The sequence below is a fragment of the Streptomyces bambusae genome, assembly GCF_019400985.1.
GTDB classification, from domain to species: domain Bacteria; phylum Actinomycetota; class Actinomycetes; order Streptomycetales; family Streptomycetaceae; genus Streptomyces; species Streptomyces bambusae_A.
In genome coordinates, this window is record NZ_WTFF01000306.1 from 1 (window position 1) to 8,568 (window position 8,568).

General features: G+C 71.2%; 6 protein-coding genes and 1 pseudogene. 5 read left to right on the forward strand and 2 right to left on the reverse strand.

Annotation, left to right across the window (positions count from 1 at the left end):
- Positions 1-393, reverse strand: a pseudogene (locus GPJ59_RS29420) (hypothetical protein); the annotation flags it as partial.
- Positions 394-519: 126 nt separating this feature from the next.
- The gene (locus GPJ59_RS29425) at positions 520-2,199 is read right to left on the reverse strand and encodes a PucR family transcriptional regulator (protein ID WP_219670854.1); all 1,680 of its coding nucleotides are present in this window, start codon (positions 2,197-2,199) and stop codon (positions 520-522) included.
- Positions 2,200-2,451: 252 nt separating this feature from the next.
- On the opposite strand from GPJ59_RS29425, the gene GPJ59_RS29430 reads away from it, so the two are divergent.
- The 5 genes from GPJ59_RS29430 to GPJ59_RS29450 form a co-directional block, all read left to right on the forward strand.
- Entirely contained in the window at positions 2,452-3,345 is an 894-nt protein-coding gene (locus GPJ59_RS29430) for an FAD binding domain-containing protein (protein WP_219670867.1), read from the forward strand.
- A gap of 2 nt (positions 3,346-3,347) precedes the next feature.
- The gene (locus GPJ59_RS29435) at positions 3,348-3,953 is read left to right on the forward strand and encodes a (2Fe-2S)-binding protein (protein WP_219670868.1); all 606 of its coding nucleotides are present in this window, start codon (positions 3,348-3,350) and stop codon (positions 3,951-3,953) included.
- 2 nt (positions 3,954-3,955) lie between these two features.
- Positions 3,956-6,355, forward strand: a complete 2,400-nt coding sequence (gene pucD, locus GPJ59_RS29440; protein ID WP_219670870.1) for a xanthine dehydrogenase subunit D — start codon at positions 3,956-3,958, stop codon at positions 6,353-6,355.
- Positions 6,356-6,649: 294 nt separating this feature from the next.
- Positions 6,650-8,116: an NCS2 family permease gene (locus GPJ59_RS29445; RefSeq protein WP_219670872.1), complete on the forward strand. Its 1,467-nt coding sequence runs from the start codon at positions 6,650-6,652 to the stop codon at positions 8,114-8,116.
- A 70-nt stretch (positions 8,117-8,186) separates the two neighbouring features.
- A partial coding sequence (locus GPJ59_RS29450; RefSeq protein ID WP_219670874.1) for an XdhC family protein occupies positions 8,187-8,568 on the forward strand: 382 nt, incomplete at its 3' end.

Genomic DNA, 8,568 nt, shown 5'->3' on the forward strand with positions numbered 1-8,568 from the left:
AGAGGGGTATAAGAGACAGGCCCGGCCCAGCGCGGAGCGCGCCTCGTCGGCCCGGTCGCGTACGCCCAGCACGGTCGCCGCGTACGCCAGCTGCCCGCGCTCGCAGGCCGCCGCGCCCCGCTCGTCGTCGTTGCCCGCCACGGCCTCCGCCGTGCGCAGCGCGTCCTCCGCCTCCTCCCAGCCCTGGCCGGTGAACAGGCACCGCTCGACCAGCAGCGCGGTGCGCTGCACCGCCGCCTTCGGGTCGGCCGCGTGCGGGATCAGCAGCGCCGCCGCGTCGCTCCAGCAGCCGCGCGAGCGCAGTCGCCATATCGCTCGCTGGAGGGGGTCGTCGCCCCCGGTGGTCCCGGCATCCGACATGGCGGTGTCCGCCACATTGCCCTCCCCAAGCAACCGGCCAGCACGTCATTGAGCCCTGGGGCGAAATGACAGCACGAAATCGGCTCGCTCGGCCAGGGGTCGGGTGAACTCTTTCACAAAGTCCGGATACCGCGTCAGCCGACCCCGCGGGACATCGCCTCAGCTCATCCGCAGGGCGAGGAAGAAGTCGAGCTTGTCCTCCAGCCGCGAGAGGTCACGGGACGTCAACTGCTCGATTCGCCCGACCCGGTAGCGCAGCGTGTTGACGTGCAGGTGCAGCCGCGTCGCGCACCGCGTCCACGAGCCGTCGCAGTCCAGGAACGCCTCCAGCGTCGGGATCAGCTCCGCGCGGTGGCGCCGGTCGTAGTCCCGCAGCGGGTCCAGCAGCCGGGCCGTGAAGGCGCGGCGCACGTCGTCCGGTACGAAGGGCAGCAGCAGCACGTGCGAGGCCAGCTCGTGGTGGCCGGCCGCGCACACCCGGCCCGGGCGCGCCGCGGCGACCCGGCGGGCGTGCCGGGCCTCCTCCAGCGCCCCGCGCAGCCCCTCGGCGGAGTGCACGGCCGCGCTGACGCCCAGGGTGAGCCGGCCGTCGTCGGCCAGGCCCGCCGCGAGCGGGTCCCGTACGGTCGCCAGCAGGGCGTCGGCGTGCAGGGCGGCGTCGGGGCCCTTGTCCTCCCCGCCGTCCCCCGGCAGCGCGGGCAGCGGGACGAGCGCGATGGCCTCGTCGCCCGCGTGGGCCACCGCGATCCGGTCGGAGGGCTCGGGGCCCGACGCGGACGGGTCGACCAGGATCTCCTCCAGCAGCGTCTGGGCCACCGGGCCGCCGGGGATGTCCCCGTTCTCCCAGTCCACCCGGGCCACCACGACCTGCCAGTGCGGCGCCGCGCCCAGGCCCGGCAGCAGGACGGGGGCCGCCACCCGCAGGCGGGCGGCGATCTCGGCGGGCGGGGCGCCGGTCTGGACCAGCTCCAGCACCTCCTGGGCCAGCCGGCGGCGCACCGTACGGGCCGCGTCGCGCCGGTCCCGCTCGACGGCGATCAGCTGGGTCACGCCCTGGAGCAGGTCCAGCCGCTCGGCCGGCCAGTCGCCGGCGTCGGCCTCGACGGCCAGCAGCCAGTCGGACAGCACGCTCTCGCGCACGTCGCGGGCGGCGGCCGGCCCGCCGGCGCGCGCGCCCTGTCGGATCGGGAACAAGGAGTACGTAATACCCTGAATGGAGATCCGGTGCGGCCCCCTGCGGCCGGTCCGGACCGCCGCGAGGTGCTCGCCCGCCAGCGTCGCGCACACGGCCGGGGACAGCGGTTCGCCCGCTCCGGCGATCTGCCGGCCGGTGGGCGAGAGCACCCACGCCCGAAGATCGAGGTCCGTGGTGAGCAGATCCAGCACCACATCCGGTCCGCCACCCGCCGGGCCCGACGTCATCAGGCGCCGGTGGCGGTCCACGACGGCCGCGAGATCGCCCGCGCGCTCCCCGGAGACCTGCCGGACCACGTACTCCGTGATCGTGGCGAATGCAACGTCCTCGTTCACAGCGAACAGCGGCAGCCGGTTGCGCCGACAGGCTTCGACGAGATCGTCCGGGATCGGGCCGAGCTCCGCCTCGCCCGCCGCGAGCCCGGCGACGCCTGCCCCGGCCAGGATTCGTACGAACGGCTCGGAGTCGGCCGAATTCCGACGCCAGGCCAGTCCTGTCAGGACCAGCTCGCCTCCCGCGAGGTATCGGCTGGGATCCCTCAGGTCGGTCGTCATGACGCCGCGGACCGTCCGGTCGAGTTCTTCCTCGCCGCCCAGCAGCCGCAGCCCCAGCGCCTCGGTCTCCAGCAGTGCGCGCAGCCGCATGATGTCGCCGCCGATCTGTCTCGATGTTGCCGTTGAAAATCGGGCAGGTCTGTGCAGACCTCCTTTCATACGAATCTACAAGACGAGGGAGGGCGCCAGCCAACTCCTTCATGGTTTCGGTGACTGCACCCGGGGGACGCACGGCTTGTGTACTGGCTCCACACCGCGTTAACAGCACGTGAACGTCCAGTCGAGGGCCCTTCGGCCTCCTGGCTTGAAGTGAACGACCCGATTACAAGAAGAGAGCCGCACATGGACTTCCTTCGCCCCGCCAGCTGGGAGGAGGCACTCGCCGCCAAGGCCGAGTACCCCACAGCTGTGCCGATTGCGGGTGGCACCGACATCATGGTCGAGATCAACTTCGACCACCGCCGTCCGGAGTACCTCCTCGACCTCAACCGCATCGAGCTGCTGCGGGAGTGGGAGGTTGGCGAGGAGGTCACCAAGCTGGGCGCCTCCGTCCCGTACACCCAGATCATGGAGAACCTGCGCGGCACGCTCCCGGGTCTCGCGCTCGCCTCGCACACGGTCGCGTCCCCGCAGATCCGCAACCGCGGCGGCGTCGGCGGCAACCTCGGCTGCGCCTCGCCGGCCGGTGACTCCCACCCCGCCCTCCTCGCCGCCGGCGCCGAGGTCGAGGTCGAGTCCGTGCGCGGCTCCCGGCTGATCCCGATCGACGAGTTCTACACCGGCGTCAAGCGCAACGCGCTCGCCGCCGACGAACTCATCAAGACGATCCACATCAAGAACGCCACGGGCCCCCAGCAGTACTCCAAGGTCGGCACCCGCAACGCGATGGTCATCGCCGTCTGCGGCTTCGGCCTGGCCCTGCACCCCGAGACCCGCACCGTGCGTACGGGCATCGCCTCGGCCGCGCCGACCCCGATCCGGGCCAAGGCCGCCGAGGAGTTCCTGAACGCCGCGCTCGAAGAGGGCGGTTTCTGGGACAACGGCAAGGTCATCACCCCGTCGATCGCCAAGCAGTTCGGTGACCTCGCCTCCGGCGCGTGCAACCCGATCGACGACGTCCGTGGCACGGCGAAGTACCGCCGGCACGCGGTCGGCATCCTGGCTCGCCGCCAGCTCGTCTGGACCTGGGAGCAGTACCGCGGCACCAACGGCCGCTCGTTCGAAGGGGCTGCGTAACCATGCGCGTCAATTTCACTGTCAACGGCCGTCCGCAGGAAGCCGACGACGTCTGGGAGGGCGAGTCCCTGCTGTACGTCCTGCGTGAGCGCCTGGGCCTGCCCGGCTCGAAGAACGCCTGCGAGCAGGGCGAGTGCGGTTCCTGCACCGTCCGCCTCGACGGCGTGCCGGTCTGTTCCTGTCTGGTCGCGGCCGGCCAGGTCGAGGGCCGCGACGTCGTGACCGTCGAGGGCCTGGCGGACTTCGCCAAGCAGCGCGCGGAGCACGGCCACGGCGGTGCCTGTGGCACCGCCGGAGGCTGCGGCAGCAAGGGCGTCTCCACCGACGAGGCCAAGCAGTGGTCCGCCAAGGGCACCGACTCCCAGACCGGTGAGGGCGTGGAGCTCTCCACCGTCCAGCAGGCGTTCATCGACGCCGGCGCCGTCCAGTGCGGCTTCTGCACCCCGGGCCTGCTGGTCCAGGCGGACGCCCTCCTGGAGCGCAACGCGGACCCGTCCGACCAGGACATCCGTGAGGCCCTGTCCGGCAACCTCTGCCGCTGCACGGGCTACGAGAAGATCCTCGACGCGGTCCGCCTGGCGGCCGCCCGTCAGGGAGAGGCGGTCTGACCATGGCCAACACCCGCACCGCACCTTCCGGTACGCCCACCAACGTCACCCAGAAGCACAACCAGGGCGGCATCGGCGAGTCCACGCTCCGCCCCGACGGCACCCTCAAGGTCACCGGCGAGTTCGCGTACTCCTCGGACATGTGGCACGAGGACATGCTGTGGGGCCAGACCCTGCGCAGCCCGGTCGCCCACGCGGAGATCGAGAGCATCGACATCTCCGAGGCGCTCGCCATGCCCGGCGTGTACTCCGTGCTCACCTACGCGGACCTGCCGGCCGCGATGAAGAACTACGGCCTGGAGATCCAGGACACCCCCGTCCTGGCCAACGGCCGGGTACGCCACCACGGTGAGCCGATCGCCCTCGTGGCGGCCGACCACCCGGAGACGGCCCGCCGCGCCGCCGCCAAGATCAAGATCGACTTCAAGGAGCTCCCCGTCGTCACCGACGAGGCCTCCGCCCTCGCCGAGGACGCGATCCTGATCCACGAGGGCCGCGACGACCACCACGCCGGCCACGTCCCGCACCAGAACATCGTGCACCGCCAGCCGATCGTCCGCGGCAACGCGGCCGAGGCCGCCAAGAAGGCCGACGTCATCGTCTCCGGCGAGTACACCTTCGGCATGCAGGACCAGGCCTTCCTCGGCCCGGAGTCCGGCCTGGCGGTCCCCGGCGAGGACGGCGGCGTCGACCTCTACGTCGCCACCCAGTGGCTGCACTCGGACCTCAAGCAGATCGCCCCCGTCCTCGGCCTGCCCGAGGAGAAGGTCCGCATGACGCTGTCCGGCGTCGGCGGTGCCTTCGGCGGCCGCGAGGACATCTCGATGCAGATCCACGCGTGCCTGCTGGCCCTGGCCACCAACAAGCCGGTCAAGATGGTCTACAACCGGTTCGAGTCCTTCTTCGGCCACGTGCACCGCCACCCGGCGAAGCTCTGGTACGAGCACGGCGCCACCAAGGACGGCAAGATCACGCACATGAAGTGCCGGATCGTGCTCGACGGCGGCGCGTACGCCTCCGCCTCCCCGGCCGTCGTCGGCAACGCGTCCTCCCTCTCGGTGGGCCCGTACGTCATCGACGACGTGGACATCGAGGCCATCGCCCTCTACACGAACAACCCGCCCTGCGGCGCGATGCGCGGCTTCGGCGCCGTCCAGGCCTGCTTCGCGTACGAGGCCCAGATGGACAAGCTCGCGGCGAAGCTGGGCATGGACCCGGTGGAGTTCCGCCAGCTCAACGCCATGGAGCAGGGCACGGTCATGCCCACCGGCCAGGTCGTGGACTCGCCCGCCCCGGTCGCCGAACTGCTGCGCCGGGTCAAGGAGCGCCCGCTCCCGCCGGAGCGCCAGTGGGAGACCGCCGGCGAGGGCGCGGACGTCCGCGCGCTGCCGGGCGGCCTGTCGAACACCACCCACGGCGAGGGCGTCGTCCGCGGCGTCGGCTACGCGGTCGGCATCAAGAACGTCGGCTTCTCCGAGGGCTTCGACGACTACTCCACCGCCCGCGTGCGCCTGGAGGTCATCAACGGCGAGCCCGTCGCGATGGTCCACACGGCCATGGCGGAGGTCGGCCAGGGCGGTGTCACCGTGCACGCCCAGATCGCCCGTACGGAGCTGGGTGTCACGCAGGTGACCATCCACCCGGCCGACACCCAGGTCGGCTCCGCCGGTTCCACGTCCGCCTCCCGGCAGACGTACATGACCGGTGGCGCGGTGAAGAACACCTGTGAGGCCGTCCGCGAGGCGCTGCTGGAGATGGGCCGCCGCAAGAACGGCTCGTACCACCCGGCGTGGGCGCACGCCGAACTCCTCCTGGAGGGCGGCAAGGTCGTCACCGACGGCGGCGAGGTCCTCGCGGACATCGCCGACATCCTGGAGGACGAGGCGATCGACCTCGAACTCGAGTTCCGCCACCGCCCGACCGTCCCCTTCGACCTGGTCACCGGCCAGGGCGACGGCCACGTCCAGTACACCTTCGCCGCGCACCGCGCGGTGGTCGAGGTGGACACCGAGCTCGGCCTCGTCAAGGTCGTCGAGCTGGCCACCGCCCAGGACGTCGGCAAGGCGCTGAACATGCTCTCCGTCGTCGGCCAGATCCAGGGCGGCACCACCCAGGGCCTCGGCGTCGCGGTGATGGAAGAGATCATCGTGGACCCCAGGACCGCGAAGGTGCGCAACCCCTCCTTCACGGACTACCTGATCCCGACCATCCTCGACACCCCGACCATCCCGGTCGACGTCCTGGAACTCGCCGACCCGAACGCGCCGTACGGTCTGCGCGGTCTCGGCGAGGCCCCGACCCTGTCGTCCACCCCGGCCGTCCTCGCGGCGATCCGGCAGGCGACCGGTCTGGAGCTCAACAAGACGCCCATCCGCCCGGAGGCCCTCACCGGCACCCTGTAGGACGCGTCGTCCGGGGGTCGCCGCGCGGCGGCGGCCCCCGACCCCAGACTCTCCGGGCGGTGTGACCCAAGGGAACGTCACACTTCCGGCGCACACCGCCCGGAGTACGAAGTGCCGCACCGCTCGCGGTCAGCTTCACCGGCTACACCGGCACCCCCGCATTGCCCGCTCCACCCCAGCGGTACCACAGCTCGGGCCGTCACCCCGGGTCGTGCAGCCAACGTTTCATCCCAAATCCCGCACTCACCGATATTCCCCCGCGGGTGCCCCTTTGAACCTTGGGAGTTAGGCACCATGACCCAGTCGTCAGTGGAGCCCAAGACCACCGCGGAAGACGCGGGCTCCGGCTCGCGTACGCCCGCCGGACGGTCCTGGCTCGACCGGTACTTTCACATCACCCACAGAGGATCCAACGTCGGCAACGAGGTTCGTGGCGGTATCACGACCTTCATGGCCATGGCGTACATCCTCCTGCTCAACCCCCTGATCCTCTCGGGCAAGGACGCCGCCGGCGACACCCTGAGCCAGAAGGCCCTCATCACCGCCACCGCCTTCGCCGCCGCCGTGACCACCCTGCTGATGGGCTTCGTCGGCAAGGTGCCGCTGGCCCTGGCCGCCGGACTCTCCGTCTCCGGCGTCCTGGCCTCGCAGGTCGCCCCCGCGATGACCTGGCCGCAGGCCATGGGCATGTGCGTGATCTACGGACTCGTGATCTGCCTCCTGGTCGTCACCGGCCTCCGCGAGATGATCATGAACGCGATCCCGCTCGCCCTCAAGCACGCGATCACCATGGGCATCGGCCTGTTCGTCGCCCTGATCGGCTTGGTCAAGGCCGGGTTCGTGCACGAGAACCCCGCCCCCGCCGGCGGCCCCGTCACCCTGGGCCCGACCGGTGAGCTCGGCGGCTGGCCCGTGCTGCTCTTCGCCGTGACCCTGCTGCTCATCTTCATGCTGCAGGCCCGCAAGATCCCCGGCGCGATCCTGATCGGCATCGTCGTCGGCACCGTGCTCGCCGCCATCCTCAACGCCGTGGTGACCATCGACCCCAAGGCGTGGGCGAGCGGCGCCCCGGAGCTCAGCGGCTCCGCGGTCTCCATGCCCGACTTCTCGCTCTTCGGCCAGGTCGAGTTCGGCGGCTGGGGCGAGGTCGGCGCCATGACCGTCGGCATGATCGTCTTCACCCTGGTGCTGGCCGGCTTCTTCGACGCGATGGCCACCATCATCGGCGTCGGCACCGAGGCCAAGCTCGCCGACGACAAGGGCCGCATGCCGGGCCTGTCCAAGGCCCTGTTCATCGACGGCGCCGGCGGTGCCATCGGCGGTGTCACGGGCGGCTCCGGCCAGACCGTGTTCGTCGAGTCCGCCACCGGCGTGGGCGAGGGCGCCCGTACGGGCCTCGCCTCCGTGGTGACCGGCCTGTTCTTCGCCGCGTGCATCTTCTTCACCCCGATCACCCAGATCGTCCCCGGTGAGGTCGCCGCCGCCGCCCTGGTCGTCATCGGCGCGATGATGATGCAGAACGCCCGCCACGTGGACTGGGCCGACTACGCCACCGCGATCCCGGTCTTCCTGACCGTCGTGATCATGCCCTTCACGTACCAGATCACGGCCGGTGTCGCCGCCGGTGTGATCTCCCACGTCGCGATCAAGGTCGCGCAGGGCAAGGCCCGGGAAATCGGAGCCTTCATGTGGGGCCTGTTCGCCATCTTCCTGGTGTTCTATGCACTCAACCCCATCGAGGGCTGGCTCGGCGTCCACTGAGCCGTAGGCACCACCGCACCACCCCCTCCACGCACCCATACTGGAAACCGAACCTCGTCAGGAGGACCCCATGCTGGACATCGCCGAAGAGTTGCACCGGTGGGTCGAGCAGGGACGCGATTTCGCGGTCGCGACCGTCGTGTCGACCGGCGGGAGCGCGCCCCGGCAGCCAGGGGCGGCGCTCGCCGTCGACGGCGAGGGCACCGCGATCGGATCGGTCTCCGGCGGGTGCGTGGAGGGCGCGGTGTACGAGCTGTGCCGACAGGCCCTGGAGGACGGCGAGACCGTCCGCGAGAGCTTCGGCTACAGCGACGACGACGCCTTCGCAGTGGGCCTGACCTGCGGCGGGATCATCGAGATCCTGGTGACCCCGGTGCGCGCCGACGCGCCCCACCGGGCGGTCTACGCCGCCGCCGTGGCCGCCGCCGGGGGGCAGACGACCTCGGTGGCCG